At 71.3% G+C, this 16,486-nt stretch carries 13 protein-coding genes; 4 read left to right on the top strand and 9 right to left on the bottom strand.

The window, feature by feature from the left end; all coding sequences use genetic code 11:
- The first annotated feature begins 155 nt into the window (after positions 1 to 155).
- From BM085_RS29950 to BM085_RS29940, 3 genes are read left to right on the top strand one after another with little or no spacing between them, the layout of a single operon-like run.
- Positions 156 to 1,121 carry a tripartite tricarboxylate transporter substrate binding protein gene (locus BM085_RS29950; RefSeq protein ID WP_031171884.1) on the top strand — a complete coding sequence of 322 codons (966 nt, stop codon included), beginning with the start codon at positions 156 to 158 and terminating at the stop codon, positions 1,119 to 1,121.
- The gene (locus BM085_RS29945; RefSeq protein WP_093890225.1) at positions 1,121 to 1,657 is read left to right on the top strand and encodes a tripartite tricarboxylate transporter TctB family protein; all 537 of its coding nucleotides are present in this window, start codon (positions 1,121 to 1,123) and stop codon (positions 1,655 to 1,657) included. Before BM085_RS29950 ends, BM085_RS29945 begins: the two co-directional genes overlap by 1 nt.
- Positions 1,658 to 3,157, top strand: coding sequence for a tripartite tricarboxylate transporter permease (locus BM085_RS29940; protein ID WP_093890224.1), 1,500 nt, complete (start codon positions 1,658 to 1,660; stop codon positions 3,155 to 3,157).
- Between the two features lie 129 nt (positions 3,158 to 3,286).
- Here BM085_RS29940 and BM085_RS29935 read toward each other — a convergent pair whose 3' ends face one another.
- The 9 genes from BM085_RS29935 to BM085_RS29890 form a co-directional block, all read right to left on the bottom strand.
- A complete protein-coding gene (locus BM085_RS29935; RefSeq protein ID WP_093890223.1) occupies positions 3,287 to 3,667 on the bottom strand; it encodes an SH3 domain-containing protein in 381 nt (126 codons plus the stop codon).
- A gap of 197 nt (positions 3,668 to 3,864) precedes the next feature.
- Positions 3,865 to 5,370: an Asp-tRNA(Asn)/Glu-tRNA(Gln) amidotransferase subunit GatB gene (gatB, locus tag BM085_RS29930; RefSeq protein ID WP_093890222.1), complete on the bottom strand. Its 1,506-nt coding sequence runs from the start codon at positions 5,368 to 5,370 to the stop codon at positions 3,865 to 3,867.
- Between the two features lie 84 nt (positions 5,371 to 5,454).
- Positions 5,455 to 6,033: a hypothetical protein gene (locus BM085_RS29925; RefSeq protein WP_012894457.1), complete on the bottom strand. Its 579-nt coding sequence runs from the start codon at positions 6,031 to 6,033 to the stop codon at positions 5,455 to 5,457.
- Positions 6,030 to 7,118, bottom strand: coding sequence for an AAA family ATPase (locus tag BM085_RS29920; RefSeq protein ID WP_093890221.1), 1,089 nt, complete (start codon positions 7,116 to 7,118; stop codon positions 6,030 to 6,032). Before BM085_RS29920 ends, BM085_RS29925 begins: the two co-directional genes overlap by 4 nt.
- A 48-nt stretch (positions 7,119 to 7,166) precedes the next feature.
- Complete coding sequence (gene gatA, locus BM085_RS29915) at positions 7,167 to 8,657, bottom strand: Asp-tRNA(Asn)/Glu-tRNA(Gln) amidotransferase subunit GatA (RefSeq protein WP_093890220.1); 1,491 nt, start codon at positions 8,655 to 8,657, stop codon at positions 7,167 to 7,169.
- Positions 8,654 to 8,953 carry an Asp-tRNA(Asn)/Glu-tRNA(Gln) amidotransferase subunit GatC gene (gene gatC, locus BM085_RS29910; RefSeq protein ID WP_012894460.1) on the bottom strand — a complete coding sequence of 100 codons (300 nt, stop codon included), beginning with the start codon at positions 8,951 to 8,953 and terminating at the stop codon, positions 8,654 to 8,656. The genes gatA and gatC overlap by 4 nt, the downstream gene beginning before the upstream one ends.
- Before the next feature lie 248 nt (positions 8,954 to 9,201).
- On the bottom strand, positions 9,202 to 11,283 hold the full coding sequence (locus tag BM085_RS29905; RefSeq protein WP_093890219.1) for a putative bifunctional diguanylate cyclase/phosphodiesterase: 2,082 nt from the start codon (positions 11,281 to 11,283) through the stop codon (positions 9,202 to 9,204).
- 266 nt (positions 11,284 to 11,549) lie between these two features.
- A complete protein-coding gene (gene ligA, locus BM085_RS29895; RefSeq protein WP_093890217.1) occupies positions 11,550 to 13,730 on the bottom strand; it encodes an NAD-dependent DNA ligase LigA in 2,181 nt (726 codons plus the stop codon).
- Between the two features lie 216 nt (positions 13,731 to 13,946).
- On the bottom strand, positions 13,947 to 14,951 hold the full coding sequence (locus BM085_RS29890) for a methionine synthase (protein ID WP_093890216.1): 1,005 nt from the start codon (positions 14,949 to 14,951) through the stop codon (positions 13,947 to 13,949).
- A 206-nt stretch (positions 14,952 to 15,157) separates the two neighbouring features.
- On the opposite strand from BM085_RS29890, the gene BM085_RS29885 reads away from it, so the two are divergent.
- A complete protein-coding gene (locus BM085_RS29885; protein WP_093890215.1) occupies positions 15,158 to 16,318 on the top strand; it encodes a S8 family serine peptidase in 1,161 nt (386 codons plus the stop codon).
- Positions 16,319 to 16,486: the final 168 nt, after the last annotated feature.

The raw sequence follows: 16,486 nt of genomic DNA, 5'->3' as shown, positions 1-16,486 counted from the left end.
TATGAAAGCAGCCGGAGATAACGGCGCGGTCGCGGCGATCGTGCCTGGCATGACCAATACGACCGATACGACGGCAACCTCGCAAAGGATCGACACCGCCGTCCGCGACGCCCAGCATCCTCACCACGCTTTCTTTCCGTTGTTGGGAGTTGACCATGCGTCTCCGGAGACTCGCCGCCCTCGCGGCTCTGTCCCTCGCCGCCCTCACCGCGTGCGGCTCGGGCTCGGGCTCGGGCGTCGGCACGCTGAAAATCATGGCTCCGGCCTCGCCGGGCGGCGGGTGGGACCAGACCTCGCGTACGGCGGCCGAGGCCCTCAAGTCGGCCGAGCCGTCCCGCAAGGTGGAGGTCTACAACGTCCCCGGCGCGGGCGGCACCATCGGCCTGGCCCAGCTCGCGGGCCAGAAGGGCAACGGCGACCTGCTGATGACCATGGGCCTGGTCATGGTGGGCGCGGTGGAGCAGAACAAGTCGAAGGTCACGCTGGCCGAGACCACGCCCATCGCGAAGCTCACCGAGGAGTACGAGATCGTCGTGGTTCCGGCGGAGTCGCCGTACAAGACGCTGGCCGACCTGGTGACGGCCTGGAAGGCCGACCCCGCGAAGATCGCGATCGCGGGCGGCTCCGCCGGCGGCACCGACCACATCGTGGCGGGCCTGATGGCCAAGGCCGCCGGGATCGACCCCAAGCAGGTCAACTACATCGCCCACTCCGGCGGCGGTGAGGCGCTCAACGCGCTGCTGGGTAACAAGGTGGCGATGGGCGTCTCCGGCATCGGCGAGTTCGCCGAGCACGTGAAGTCCGGCAAGCTCCGCGCCCTCGGCGTGACCTCGCCCGCCCGCGTCGACAGCGTCGACTCGCCCACTCTGAAGGAGGGCGGCCTGGACGTCGAGCTGGCCAACTGGCGCGGGTTCGTGGCCCCGCCCGGACTGGACGACGCCGCCAGGAAGAACCTGACCGACCTGGTCACCAAGATGCACGACTCGCAGGCGTGGAAGGACGCGGTGGCCAAGAACGGCTGGATCGACTCCTTCCAGACCGGCCAGCAGTTCGCCGACTACCTCGCCGCCGAGCAGACCAAGGTCAAGACCATCATCGCGGAAATGGGACTCGTCTCCTGATGTACTCCACCGAAGAGCCGACCGGCGCCACCGACCGTGGCGCCGGCCCGGCGCACTCATGGCGGCGGCCCGAGCTCGTCCTGGCGCTGATCGTCCTCGGGCTGGGCGTGTTCGTGATCGCGGGGACCGCGGACGTCAGCACCGCGGGCTCCTCTCTCGGGCTGGGACCCCGGTTCTTCCCGGTCATCGTCGGTTCGGCGCTGCTGCTGATCGGGCTGTTCTACGTGATCGACGTGGTCCGGGGTGGCCACGGCGACCCCGAGGAGAGCGAGGACGTCGACGCCGGCGCCCGCCCGGACTGGCGGACGGTCGCGCTGGTGAGCGTGATCTTCCTGGCCTTCGCCGGGCTGCTGGACCTGCTCGGCTGGATCATCGCGGGCGCGTTGCTCTTCTTCGGCCTCTCGGTGGTGCTCGGGGCCACCCGGCGGCTGCAGGCAGGCGTGATCGCGGTGGTGCTGTCCACCGTCACCTACCTGGCCTTCGTCAAGGGCCTGGGCGTGACGCTGCCCGCGGGGCTGCTGTCGGGGGTGATCTAGGTGGATCCGTTCCAGCTTCTGATGGAGGGGTTCGCGACCGCACTGACCCCGGTCAACCTGCTCTACGCGCTGGTCGGGGTCACTCTCGGCACGCTGGTCGGGGTGCTGCCCGGCATCGGACCGGCCATGACGGTGGCGCTGCTGCTGCCGATCACCTTCACCGTCCCCCCGGCGAGCGCGTTCATCATGTTCGCCGGGATCTACTACGGCGGCATGTACGGCGGGTCCACCACCTCGATCCTGCTCAACACCCCCGGCGAGAGCTCCTCGATGATCACCGCGCTCGAGGGCAACAAGATGGCCAAGCGGGGCCGGGCGGCCCAGGCGCTGGCCACCGCCGCGATCGGTTCGTTCGTCGCGGGCACGATCGCCACCGGGCTGCTGGTCGTCGCGGCTCCGCTGGTGGTGGACTTCGCGATCTCGTTCGGTCCCGAGGACTACTTCGCCCTGGCCGTACTGGCCTTCACCGCGGTGTCGTCGGTGCTGTCGCGCTCGGTCGTGCGCGGGCTGGCCTCGCTGGGGATCGGCCTGGTCATCGGGCTGGTCGGCATCGACCAGCAGACCGGGCAGGCGCGGCTGACCCTGGGCGTCCCGCAGCTTCTCGACGGCATCGACGTGGTGATCGTCGCGGTCGGCCTGTTCGCGCTGGGCGAGGTGCTCTACGTCGCCTCACGGCTGCGGCACGGCGAGCCGGAGGTCGTCCCGGTCGGCCGGGCGTTCCTCGGCCGCTCCGACTGGTCGAGGTCCTGGCGGCCGTGGCTGCGCGGCACCGCGCTCGGCTTCCCGTTCGGGGCGCTGCCCGGCGGCGGCGCGGAGATCCCCACCTTCCTGTCGTATTCGATCGAGAAGCGCCTGGCCCGCGGGGTCGCCCGCGAGGAGTACGGCAAGGGCGCCATCGAGGGCGTCGCCGGCCCCGAGGCCGCCAACAACGCCTCGGCCGCGGGCACCCTCGTCCCGCTGCTCACGCTGGGCCTGCCCACGTCGGCGACCGCCGCGATCCTGCTGGCGGCCTTCCAGCAGTACGGCCTGCAGCCCGGCCCCCAGCTCTTCGACCACAACCCGGCGCTGGTCTGGGGCATGGTCGCCTCGCTGTTCATCGGCAACACCATGCTGCTGGTGCTCAACCTGCCGCTGGCCCCGCTCTGGGCCCGGGTGCTGCACGTGCCCCGCCCCTACCTCTACGCGGGCATCGTGCTGTTCGCCGCGCTGGGCGTCTACGCCCTCAACTCCTCCTGGGTGGAGCTGGTCATTCTCTACATCCTGGGCATGCTGGGCTTCGCGATGCGCCGCTTCGGGCTCCCGGTGGCCCCGGCCGTGATCGGCATGATCCTGGGCCCGATGGCCGAGATCCAGCTCCGCCGGGCCCTGGCCATCGGCGCGGGCGACGTGACGGTCCTGGTCAGGAGCCCGATAGCGGCGGTGCTGCTGGTGGTCGCGCTGCTGGTCCTGGCCGTCCCGCTCGTCAGGAAGCTGGTCGCACGCCCGTCACACGCCGGGTAGACCGTCCCGGGAACCGGGCATGCGCCAGACGGTTGCCGGGGCCCCGCCGTACCGGAGAGCGGCGGGGCCCCGCCCGCTCCCTCGGGTTCCCGCCGTCACGGAGAGCCGGCCGTCAGGGGGAGACGGCGGTCATGAAGAGCCGGCCTCCAGGGAGTCGACGGCCACCTCCGACATGCGCCGGCCCTCCTCCGTCGCGAAGTAGGAGCAGGACGCCCATCCCGTGGTCCCCGCGGGCAGCCCGGACGCCGACCTGCCGCCCAGCCGGAAGCGGCACCAGCCATTCGACGAGCCAAGTATCTGGCCGTAATCGCCGTAGTAGAGAAGGCCGATCACGTACGACCCTCCGGGGCTCGACCGCAGGCGGACGCCGTCGGCGACGATGACAGCGTCCACCCCGAGGGCCACGGAGGCGCTGGGAATGGGGGCGGCGGCGTGAGCTGGGGAGACGGCCGCCGGCGTCCCGCCGAGAACGGCCGGGACCATGGCCAGGAGCGCCAAATACCTTTTCACGCGTTCTCCGATCCTGGGGCCGAACAGCGCCAGCGATAAAGGGGTTACTAACGTGATCACTGTGCAAGTAATGAACAATTGAGTCAATATGTATTTGATATGAAAAATCAGAATTACCACATACAAAAGCCCCGCTGATCTTTCGATCGGCGGGGCCTTTCATATGGTCCGCGCGGCGCCGCGGGGACCGGAGTGGACTACTCGGAGACGCCCAGCTTCTCCAGCAGGAGCTCACGGGCCCGGCCCGCGTCGGCCTTGCCGCGGCTGGCCTTCATGACACCGCCGACGAGAGCGCCGACTGCGGCGATCTTGCCGCTGCGGACCTTGTCGGCCGCGGCGGCGTTGTCGGCCAGGACCTGGTCGATGATCGCCGTCAGCTCGCCCTCGTCGTTGACGATCTGCAGCCCGCGGGCGGCCACCACCTCGTCCGGGGAGCCCTCCCCGTTCAGCACGCCCTCCAGCACCTGGCGGGCCAGCTTGTCGTTCAGCGCCCCCCCGGCGACCATCGCGCACACCCGGGCGATCTGGTCCGGGGTGATCAGCAGCTCGCTCAGCGGCACCCCGGCCTCGTTGGCCCGGCGCGCCAGCTCGCCCATCCACCACTTGCGGGCGTCCGCGGGCGGGGCCCCGGCGGCGACCGTCGCCTCGACCAGGCCGATGGCGTCGGCGTTGTGCATGGCCGCCATGTCGAGGTCGGAGACGCCCCACTCCTGCTGGAGCCGCTTGCGCCGCGCGCTCGGCAGCTCCGGCAGGGCGGCCTTGAGCGAGGCCACCCACGCGGTGTCGGGGGCGATCGGCACCAGGTCGGGCTCGGGGAAGTAGCGGTAGTCCTGCGCCTCCTCCTTGGAGCGGCCCGAGGTGGTGGTGCCGGTGTTCTCGTGGAAGTGGCGGGTCTCCTGGAAGATCCGGCCACCGCCCGCCAGGATCGCGGCCTGGCGCTCGATCTCACCGCGGACCGAACGCTCGACGCTGCGCAGCGAGTTCACGTTCTTGGTCTCGGTGCGGGTGCCCCACTCCGAGGAGCCGCGCGGCATGAGGGAGACGTTCACGTCGAAGCGCATGGAGCCCTCCTCCATGCGCACGTCCGAGACGCCGAGGCCGCGCATGACCTCGCGCAGCTCGGTGCCGTAGGCGCGGGCGACCTCGGGGGCGAGCCGGTCGGTCCCCGGGATCGGCTTGGTGACGATCTCCACCAGCGGGATGCCCGCGCGGTTGTAGTCGACGATCGAGTAGTCGGCGCCGTGGATGCGGCCGGTCGCGCCTCCCACGTGGGTGGACTTGCCGGTGTCCTCCTCCAGGTGGACCCGCTCGATCTCGATCCGCACGGTCTTCCCGTCCACCTCGACGTCGAGGTAGCCGTCGGAGCAGAGCGGCTCGTCGTACTGGCTGATCTGGTAGTTCTTCGGCATGTCCGGATAGAAGTAGTTCTTCCGGGCGAAGCGGCACCACTCGGCGATCGAGCAGTTGAGCGCCAGGCCGATACGGATCGTCGACTCGATCGCCGCGGCGTTGGCCGTCGGCAGCGCCCCGGGAAGGGCCAGGCAGACCGGGCAGACATGGGTGTTCGGCGGAGCGCCGAACGTGGTCGGGCAACCACAGAACATCTTCGACGCCGTGCCCAGTTCGACGTGCGTCTCCAGGCCCAGCACCGGCTCGAAGCGCTCCAGCGCCTCGTCGTACGGCATGAGCGTTTCGGTGCTCATCGGTCGTTCACCACTCCTCATTCGCTGTGCGGACGGCTCGTACCTCGCCGGCCACTCCGCTCACTGCGTCGGGCTCTCTCCGGCTCACAGGTAACCAAGTCCCTTCAGTGCGTTTCTCGTCTCGGCGACCCAGTCCGCGTAGGCGGGCACCTGAGCGAGGACCGCGAGATCGATGTTCCGGCCTATGTATTCGAAGTAGTCGCGGATCGGCTTCCCCCGGCGGGGAACGGTCACGGCCAGGATTCCGGCGGGGTCGGTGATCCTCTCGACGTCGCGCGGCCGGGCGGGCAGCAGGCTGAGGTCGCTGCCCTCCAGACCGGCCCACACCCCGCGGTCCGCGAGCAGCCAGGCCTCGGTCTCCCCCAGGCCGATGACCGGCACCAGGTAGTGCGAGTGGTAGCGGACGCCGTCCGTCTTACCGCCCGTCTTCCCGCGCTCCCGTATGTCGTCGTGGGTGAACAGCAGGTGGCAGTCCGCCGCGAGCTCCTCCAGCGCCGTCACCATGTGCTCCCGATCGCACGAGACGACCTCCGTCGCCTCGACGTCGACCGCGTGCGGCGACATCCACGTGAGCTCGCGCAGCTGCCGGGAGATGACGATGCCGAGGAAGCCCTCGTCGGCCTCCCCCTCCGCGACCAGCCCGGGAACCAGGGGGCGGCTCATGCCGCCGCGCCCAGGTATTTGCGGACCTGCCGGGGCGACACGTAGGTGCCCGGCTCGCCGTCCGGCTGGATCGGTTTGGCCACGGTCACCCGCGAGACCCGGTCCCTGTCGGGATCGACGCGGACGGCGGTGTCCAGGAAGGTCAGCGCGTCGGGGTCGCTCCGGTAGATCTCGGCGACCACCACCGGGGAGTGGCTGGTGAGGATCACCTGCCGGGACGGCTTCACGCTCCCCGGCTCGGCGATCCGCTGCCGGATCCGGCGGAGCAGCTCGCCGAGCCGGCTCGGGTGCACGCCGCTCTCGATCTCCTCCACCAGCAGGGTTCCGGAGTGGTCCGGATCGTGCAGGGCCGTGAGCAGACCGAGGATCCGCAGGGTCCCGTCCGACAGCAGCGCGGCCGGCACCGTGCCCTGACCGTCGACGACCAGCTCGAAGGAGCATTCCTCACGGTCGGCCCGGGGCACCAGCTCGACCACGTCGGGGACCACGCCGGCGAGGTCGGCCACGAGGTCGGCCAGCGCCGCCGATCCCGCCATCCGCCCGAGCACCGCGGCGAGGTTCGCGCCGTCGGCCGCGAGCGGCCCGCGGTCGGCCGGGGAGGACCGGCGGCGCATGGCCCCCGGCGACGGGACGTAACGGCGCCACGACTGGACCGTACGGCGAGGCGTGATCTCCGGCTCCGGATCCTCGACCATGAACTCCAGCAGCTCCTCCGGGAGCTGGTGGGCCACATGGCTGATGACGGCCCCGCTGGACCTGGGGATCCTGAGCACCATCTCCGCGCCCACGTCGAACCGGATCGGCAGCAGCGCGCCGGGCTCCGGGGAGACCAGGGCCTCCACCGAGACGACGAACCCCGGCACGGGGGTGCCCCGCGCGACCCGGTGGAACTGCTCCCCCGGCAGGCCGCGGCGCGCGTCGAGCAGCCCGCCGGAGCCGACGATCTCGTCCGCGACGTATCCGAGGGCGTCGAACAGGTTCGACTTACCGCTTGAGTTGGGGCCGACCAGCGCGAGGAAGGGCGGCACCTCGAGGTCGAAGTTCAAGAATGACTTGAACCCGTCGATCTCGATCCGAGTGATCATGCCGCCGTTCCCCCTGTCGCCCTGTCGCCCCGAAAGCCCCGCGGCGCCCTACAGCGCCGGGGCCTTGGACAGCAGGCTGCCGCCCCAGCGGCCTTCGAGGGCCCTCTCCACCGCGGCGGCGACCCGGTAGCAGCGGTCGTCGCCGAGCACCGGAGCCATGACCTGCAGGCCGACCGGCAGGCCGTCCTCGTCGGCCAGGCCGCACGGCACCGAGATGGCCGCGTTGCCCGCCAGGTTGGTCGGGATGGTGCACAGGTCGGCGAGGTACATCGCCATGGGGTCGTCGGCGCGCTCGCCGATCGGGAACGCCGTGGTCGGCGTGGTCGGCGAGACGAGCACGTCCACCTGGTGGAAGGCTGCCTCGAAGTCACGTGCGATCAGCGTGCGGACCTTCTGCGCCTGGCCGTAGTAGGCGTCGTAGTAGCCGCTGGACAGCGCGTAGGTGCCGAGGATGATGCGCCGCTTGACCTCGGGGCCGAAGCCGGCGGCCCGGGTCAGCGCCATGACCTCCTCGGCGCTGCGCGTGCCGTCGTCGCCGACGCGCAGGCCGTAGCGCATGGCGTCGAAACGGGCCAGGTTGGAGGAGGCCTCCGACGGGGCGATCAGGTAGTAGGCCGGCAGGGCCGTGGTGAACGACGGGCAGGAGACCTCGACGACCTTGGCGCCGAGGGACTCCAGCAGCTCGACGGTCTCGTGGAAGCGGGCGAGCACGCCCGCCTGGTAGCCGTCGCCGCCGAACTCCTTGACCACGCCGATGCGCAGCCCGGCCACGTCGCCGTTGCGCGCCGCCTCGACGACGGAGGGCACCGGGGCGTCGATGGAGGTGGAGTCCATGGCGTCGTGCCCGGAGAACGCCTCGTGCAGCAGCGCCGCGTCCATGACGTTGCGGGCGAAGGGGCCCGGCGTGTCCAGGGAGCTCGCGAAGGCGATCAGGCCGTAGCGGGACGAGCCGCCGTAGGTCGGCTTCATGCCGACGATGCCGGTGACCGCGGCGGGCTGGCGGATCGAGCCGCCGGTGTCGGTGCCGGTGGACAGCGGGGCCTCGTAGGCCGCGACCGCGGCGGACGAGCCGCCGGAGGAGCCGCCCGGGATGCGGTTCAGGTCCCACGGGTTGCGAGTGGGGCCGTAGGCCGAGTTCTCCGTGGAGGAGCCCATCGCGAACTCGTCGAGGTTGGTCTTGCCGAGGATCACCAGCCCGGCCTCGCGCAGGCGGCGGGTCACGGTGGCGTCGTACGGCGGGCGGTAGCCCTCAAGGATCTTGGATCCGGCCGTGGTCGGCATGTCGACGGTGGTGAAGACGTCCTTGTGCGCGATCGGCACACCGGCGAGCGGGCCGAGGTCCTCCCCGGCGGCCCGGCGGGCGTCGACGGCGCGGGCCTGCCCCAGCGTCGTCTCGACGTCGACGTGCAGGAAGGCGTTGACCTGCGGCTCGACGGCGGCGATCCGGTCGAGGTGGGCCTGGGCCACCTCGACGGCCGAGACCTCTCCGCCGGCGACCAGCGCGCCCAGTTCGGCGGCGGACTTGTGGATGAGGCTCATGCTTCCTCCCCGAGGATGCGCGGAACACGGAAGCGGCCGTCCTCGACTGCCGGGGCGCCCGAAAGCGCCTGGTCGGGCGTCAGGCTGGGCCGTACCTCGTCGGGGCGGTAGACGTTGGTGAGCGGGAGCGCGTGCGAGGACGGCGGGATGTCGTCGGCCGCCACCTCGGCGACGCGGGCGACCGCACCGATGATCACATCGAGCTGGGCGGCGAAGTGGTCGAGTTCCTCGTCGGCCAGCGCCAGCCGGGACAGCCGGGCGAGGTGAGCGACCTCGTCGCGGGTTATGGCGGACATGAGTCGTTGAACCCGTTTCGTGGAATGGCAATTGGACACTGTCATCTTAGGGCTCGTGACCTAACGTGCCTGACTCATTGACGTCGCGGTAACCACGCGAAGATCTGTTGGAAGGGGCCGGACGGCCGCGCCGCCGTACGCGGGGCGGCGATGAGGACCCCGGCCGGCCGGTGGGGTCCGGCCCGTACGGCCGGCCGTACGGAAGGCTCCGAGCGGCCCGCCGGAGCCGGAGACCAGGCCCTCTGAGACTAGGCCCTCTGGGGGTCCAGGACCTCGGCGGAGCCGAGGAAACAGAATCCGGGTGTGGCCGGGTCACGGTGTTTGCGGAGCCAGACGGTGGCGTCGACGGCCGACATCGGCTCGGCGAACAGCCAGCCCTGCGCGAGGTCGCAGCCCATGGCGGCCAGGCAGGTGGCCACCTCCGCCGACTCGACGCCCTCGGCGACCGAGCGCAGGCCCAGGGAGCGGACCAGGTCGACGATGGAGCGGACGATCCGCTCGTCGTCCTTGGAGTCGCAGATCCTGCGGACGAACGAGGAGTCGATCTTGACCTCGGAGACCGGCAGGCGCTGCAGGCGGACCAGCGAGGAGTAGCCGGTGCCGAAGTCGTCCAGCGCGAGCGGCACACCGAGCGAGGCCAGGGCGCGGACGGCGTCGGCGGTGTAGGCCTGGTCGGTCATCAGGATGCGCTCGGTGACCTCGAGCTGGATCGCCTTGGGCGGCAGCCGGTACTGGGCGAGGCCCGCCTCCAGCCGGTCGGGGAGCGCGGAGTCGAGCAGATCACGGGCGGAAACGTTTACCGATATCTGCTCGTGCACTCCGGTATGCCACCAGTGAGCCGCCTGCTCCAGTGCCGCGTCGATGACGTACTGGGTGAGGTGCCGCATGAGGTAGGACTGCTCGGCCATCGGCACGAACTCCCCCGGGGAGATCATCCCCCGCTCCGGGTGGCGCCAGCGCAGCAGCGCCTCCACCCCCCGCACCTGCCCGCTGGCCAGGTCGAGCTTGGGCTGGTAGTGGAGCCGGAGCTCGGAGCGGTCGATGGCCCTGCGCAGGTCGCCGATGAGGTTGAGCCGTTCGGGGCTGTTGCGGTCCTTGTCGGCGACGTAGATCTCGACACCGGTCCGCCCCTCCTTGGCCAGGTACATCGCCACGTCGGCGCGTTGCAGCAGCAGCTCGAAGTCCGGCGCGTGGTCGGGGTAGAGCGCGATGCCGACCGAGGCGTCCAGGTCGAAGGTCATCCCCTCCAGCCGGACCGGCTCGGTGAGGGCCACCCGCAGCCGTGCGGCCACCTCCCGGGCCGCGGCGGCGTCCCTGATCGAGGGGAGCAGCACCGCGAACTCGTCGCCGCCGAGCCTGGCCACCACGTCGCCCGGCCGTACGCTGTGGGTGAGCCGGTGCGCCACGATCTGCAGCAGCCGGTCGCCCACCGGGTGCCCCAGCGTGTCGTTGACCTCCTTGAACCTGTCGAGGTCGAGCAGGAACAGGCCGACCCGCTCGCTCAGCCGCGCCTCGGCGAGCGCCTCCTCGGTGCTGAGCACGAGCAGCTTGCGGTTGGGCAGCCCGGTGAGCCCGTCGTGCATCGCCTGGTGGTCGCGGCGGACCGACAGGGTGGCGGTGAAGTAGACGGCGGCCATCGGGGCGAGGAACAGCGGCACCAGCGCCGGCGAGTGCTTCATCACCACCACGACCAGCGGGGCCAGCCCGAGCAGCCCGGCGTAGACCAGGCTCTGGTGGCCGATCGTGGTCCTGATCACCCGGTTGATCGACCGGCGCTCGTGCAGCGCCACCGCGCCGGAGACCAGCAGCGCCCGGACCACGAAGTAGGCGAGCCCGGCCAGTCCGATCGCGAGCATGTCGGGCCCCCTGGGCACCCAGGAGACCTCCGGGGCCGGCGGGCTCCCGAACAGCGCGAGCACCAGCCCGGCCGCGGTGCAGGCCAGCGTCGCCTGGGCGATGTTGAACATGACCCGGTGCCACGCCTTGCGGGTGACGGCGCAGTTGACGACCATGCCGACCGCCTGCATCAGCACGGCGACCGGCAGCCCGTAGTGGAGCAGCGCGGCGAAGGTGAACATCGTCGACGGGTAGGTGCCGCCCACTGTCATCGACGACGACAGCAGCACCGGCCGCAGCTCCCCCAGCACGACCAGGAACGTCAGCATCCAGAACAGCGGGCTGCGGGCGAGGCCGGCCAGCTCCGGCGGGCTGATCCACCACTGGGCCACGACGAGGGCGGTGAAGCCGATCGTGATGACGGCGGCGAGATAGGCCCACAGGGGTGAGCCCATGCGCGGTCCGCTGTCGCGTGCGTCGTTTGGGTCGGCCATGAGTAACAAAACCCCCATTAGTTCACTATGGGAGAGTACGGCCTCTGGGCCACTTCGCGAAACCGGTTGCGCACGTTCCGTTACCGGTCATTTGAAACGCCCGCGCTGCCGCGACTCCCGCCCCCGGTCACTCCTGCGGGCCTGCCGCCGGCCCGGCTCCCACCCCGGCCCGGCCACCCACCCGGTCACTCCGCCGGCTCGACCACCGGCCGCGCCCCGGCCCCCGGTCGTCTCGCCGGCCTCACCGGCCCGGCTCCCGCCCCCGGTCACTCCTCCGGCTGGACCGCCAGCCCGGCCGCCGCCTCCGGCCCCTCGGCCAGCAGGACCTGGAGGCCCTCCTCGCCGAGGATCGGCACGCCGAGCTTGACCGCCTTGTCGAACTTGGATCCGGCGTTCTCACCCGCGACCAGGAAGGCGGTCTTCTTCGACACCGAACTCGACACCTTGCCGCCCCGGCTCGCCAGGGCCGCGCCCGCCTCGTCGCGGGTGAAGGCCTCCAGCGTGCCGGTCACCACGAAGGTGAGCCCGGCCAGGGTCTGCGGGAGCTGATCCGTCGGCGGCTCGTCCTCCATCCGGACCCCCGCGGCCTTCCACCGGTCGACGATCTCCCGGTGCCAGTCGACCTCGAACCAGTCGCGGATCGCGGCGGCCACCCGGGGGCCGACGCCCTCGACGGCGCCGAGCTCCTCCTCCGAGGCGGCCGCGATCGCGTCGATCGAGCGGAACTCGGCGGCGATGGCCTGGGCGGTGGGCGGTCCGACGTGCCGGATGGAGAGCGCGACCAGGACCCGCCAGACCGGCTGGTCCTTGGCCTTCTCCAACTCCTCCAGCATCTTCTCGGCGTTCTTGCTCGGCTCGCCGCTCTGGTTGGCGAAGAAGGAGACGACCTTGGGGTCGCCCGTCTCCGGGTCGGTCTTGGGCAGGCCGGTGTCGGGGTCGCGGACGACCGACCGGATCGGCAGCAGCCGCTCGATGGTCAGGTCGAACAGGTCGGCCTCGGTGCGGACCGGGGGCTCCTGGGGCGGCAGCGGCTGGGTCAGCGCGGTGGCCGCCACGTAGCCCAGGCCCTCGATGTCGAGGGCCCTGCGCCCGGCGGCGAAGAAGATCCGCTCGCGGAGCTGGGCGGGGCACGCCCTGGTGTTGGGGCAGCGCAGGTCGGCGTCGCCCTCCTTCTCGTAGGCCAGCGCGGTGCCGCACTCCGGGCAGTGCGTCGGCATCGTGAACTCGCGCTCGGTGCCGTCACGCAGGTCCACGACCGGCCCGACGATCTCGGGGATGACGTCGCCCGCCTTGCGCAGCACCACGGTGTCGCCGATGCGCACGCCCTTGCGCGCGACCTCCGAGCCGTTGTGGAGCGTGGCGCGCTCGACCGTGGAACCGGCCACGACGATCGGCTCCATGACGCCGTACGGCGTGACCCGGCCGGTCCGGCCCACTCCCACCTGGATGTCCAGGAGCTTGGTGTTGACCTCCTCGGGCGGGTATTTGTAGGCGATCGCCCAGCGGGGCGCCCGGCTGGTGGAGCCGAGGTTGTTCTGGAGCTCGATGCGGTCCACCTTCACCACGACGCCGTCGATCTCGTAGGCCGGGTCATGGCGGTGCTCGCGGTAGAACTCGATGAAGGCGTTGATGCCGTCGAGGTCGTCGACGACCTTGTAGAGGTCGCTGACCGGCAGGCCGAACTCCCGGAGCCGCTCGTAGACCCCGGACTGGGTCCGGGGCAGGGCGGTCCCCTCCCACCTGCCGACGCCGTGCACGATCAGGTGCAGCGGGCGCTGCGCGGTGATCCGCGGGTCCTTCATCCGCAGCGAGCCGGCGGCGGAGTTGCGCGGATTGGCGAACGGCGCCTTGCCCGCCTTGCCGAGCTGCTCGTTGAGCTGCACGAACCCCTCGACGGGCATGTAGACCTCGCCCCGGATCTCCACCAGGTCGGGCACGTCGTCACCGGCCAGGCGGTGCGGCACGCCGGCGACGGTGCGCACGTTGGCCGTCACGTCGTCGCCCACACGCCCGTCGCCCCGGGTCGCGCCCCGGACCAGGCGGCCCTTCTCGTAGACCAGCGCGATGGCCAGACCGTCGATCTTCAGCTCGCACAGGTAGGGAGCCGGGTCGCGCTCGGCCAGCCGCTCGGCCCGCGCCTGCCAGGAGGCGAGGTCGTCGGCGTCGAACGCGTTGTCCAGGCTCTCCATCCGCTGCAGGTGCGCCACCGGCGTGAAATCGCTGGAGATCGGCGCGCCGACCTTCTGCGTGGGCGAGTCGGGCGTGCGCAGGCTCGGGTGCTCCTCCTCGATGCCGCGCAGCTCACGCATCCACGTGTCGTACTGGGCGTCGCTCACGGTGGGCGAGTCGAGCACGTGATAGCGCCAGTTGGCCTCCTCGACCAGCTCGGTCAGCTCCGCGTGCCGATCCAGCGCCGCCACCGGCACACCCTCGACCTCAGCCCCCATCGCCAGCTCTCCCCTCATCGATCCAACCGAGGGAAACGCTATCGCCGGGCGCCGACATCCCGCGGCGGCCTTACCCGGAGGTGACTCCTCTCCCGCGTAACCGGGGTGGCTTCCCGCCACGCCGCGTGGGCGTCGTGGAGGGCCGGCCCGGCCCTCCTGACGTCGCCGGACATCCCCTCTATGCCCGCGACCGCGGGCCGGAGGGGCCGGCCGCGGTCACTCGCCGGGGTCGTCTCTCAGCACGCGGGCCGCCTCCCGCGCCTTGGCAAGAGCGGCCCTGGCGTAGGCGGGCGAGGCCCCGGCCAGCCCGCAGGCGGGGGTGAGCACGACCTGCGAGGCCAGAGTCGCGACGGGGAAGCCGAGACGGCGCCAGAGCTCGACGGCGGGCTTGGCGACCACGTCGACGTCGGGCAGCCGGGAGTCGACGCCGGGCACCACGCCGAGGAAGAAGGCCGTCCCGGCCTCGATCGCCTCCCCGATCGCGTCCTCGTCGCGCCGCCTGAGCAGGGAGGCGTCCAGCGAGACGCCGCCGACGCCCGCCGCGCGGAGCACGCCGAAGGGCACGCCGGGGGCGCAGCAGTGCACGACCGTGAACGCGCCCTCGGGCAGCACCGCCCCGAGCCGCTCGGCGGCGATCGGTGCCTCGACGACGGCCAGCCGCCCGAAACCCGACGCGGTCGGCACCGTGCCGGCGAGGACGCCGGGCAGGCCGGGCTCGTCGAGCTGGACCACGATCCGCGAGGCGCCCGGAACCCTGCGGCGCACGTCGGCGACATGCGCGGCGAGCCCTTCGGCGAAGGAGCCCACCAGGTCGCGCACGGCCCCGGGATCGGCGAGCGTCTTGTCGCCGTGGCGCAGCTCGACCGCGCCGGCCAGCGTCCACGGGCCGCACACCTGGATCTTGAAGGGCCCCTCGTATCCCTGGGCCGCCTCCTCCAGCGCGTCGAGGTCGCGTACGAGGTGGTCGCGGGCCCGCTTGAAGTCGCGCCCCGGCCGGTCGGCGAACCGCCAGCCGGACGGCTGCACCTCCACCGGCAGCTCCACCAGCAGCGACGCGGTGCGCCCGATCAGGTCGGCGCCCACCCCGCGCGCGGGCAGCTCCGGCAGGTACGGCAGCGCGGGCAGCTCTCCGAAGACGACCCTGATCGCCTCCGCGTGGTCCGCCCCCGGGTGCGACCCGACGCCGGTGGCGGTCGCCTCACCCCACGGATATTCGCTCATGCCCGCTCCCAGCCACACACGTCGGAGAACGATCGATCACCGGCGCGCCTGCCGGCCCGCCCGCCTCGCTCGTTCACGACAGCCAGCTTAGGACCGCCGGGCGCCGCCGCTCACCCGAGCGGTCGCGCGTGGCCCGTCCCGTCGTGACAACGCTTGATCAAGTTGAGTAGGGTTCTGGCGGTCTTTCACCCACATTGGGGGAACACATGGTGATCGGTCGGATGCTCGCCGCGGTGTCGCTGCTGACGGCGATCACGGTGCCTGCGGCTCCGGCGGTCGCGTCCGCCGCGGCGGCGCCCGAGAAGTGCGCCCCCGAACGCGGCACGGTGAGCATCGCGGAGTCATGGGGCCAGAAGCGGCTCAACCTGCCCGAGGTGTGGCGGCTGACCAAGGGCGCCGGGGTGACCGTCGCGGTCATCGACAGCGGCCTGGACACCACGCATCCCCAGTTGAGGGGGGCCCGCGCGGAGGACGTCACCGGCACCGGGCCGCTCGACTGCTACGGCCACGGCACCGCGGTGGCGGGCATCATCGCCGCCGTCCCGCGCGACCGGGTCCTCTTCTCCGGGATCGCGCCGGCGGTGAAGCTGGTCTCCGTCAAATACACCGTGGGGCCCGAAGGAGAGATCGGCATATTGGTCCAGGCCGTCGCCAAAGCCGTGGAGCTCGGCGCCGACGTGATCAACATATCGACTCGGGCGGCCGACCAGCCCGACCTGAGCAACGCCATCGCCTACGCGCTGTCCAAGGACGTGGTGGTGGTCGCCGCGGCCGGCAACGTGAACAAGGACGACGGCTCTCCCCTGCCCGCCTATCCGGCTTCCTATCCCGGGGTGCTGTCCGTCGGCTCCGCCGGTCCCGACGGGCGCAGAGCCGACTCCTCGAACCCGATCACGCCCATCACCGTGCTGGCTCCCGGCACGGACCTCACCACCCCCTGGCCCTTCCGGGTCTACATGGAGAAACGGGAGGGCACCAGCTTCGCCGCGGCGTACGTGTCCGGGGTCGCCGCGCTGGTCCGCTCCCGCTATCCGGAGCTGACCCAGGCGGAGGTGGTACGGCGCATCACGCTGACCGCGGACGGCGGCTCCGGGACCGGCACCGGCAAGGGGATGGTCAACCCGCTGCAGGCCGTCTCGGCGATCCTGTCGTCGGAGGCGGTGGCGCTCGCGCCGCCGGAGCCCACCCCGCTGGCGGCCGACGCGATCCGGCAGGCGCCGCCGGAGGACACCCGGAGTATCTCGGTCGCGACGTGGATCGCCCTGCTGTCGCTCGCTGCCGTCATCCTGATCGCCCTGGGTAGCGTCACGATTCCGGCGGGACGTCGCCGCAGGTGGCAGCCGGGAACCCTGGATAACAGATCGTGAAAGACATGTGAAATCAGTGAACGCCAGGTTCGATATTTGCTTTGATAGCCATAGAACAACTTATTAGTAGCTTTATCGGTAGCTGAGGTGGAAGGATTGCAATGGGGGATTTCAACCCATTACTGGCAGAGGATCCGGAACGCGTAGGCGTCCACATCCTCGTCGGGC

It is taken from the genome of Streptosporangium canum (assembly GCF_900113865.1).
Lineage (GTDB): Bacteria > Actinomycetota > Actinomycetes > Streptosporangiales > Streptosporangiaceae > Streptosporangium > Streptosporangium canum.
This window is presented reverse-complemented; position numbering and strand designations above follow the sequence as displayed.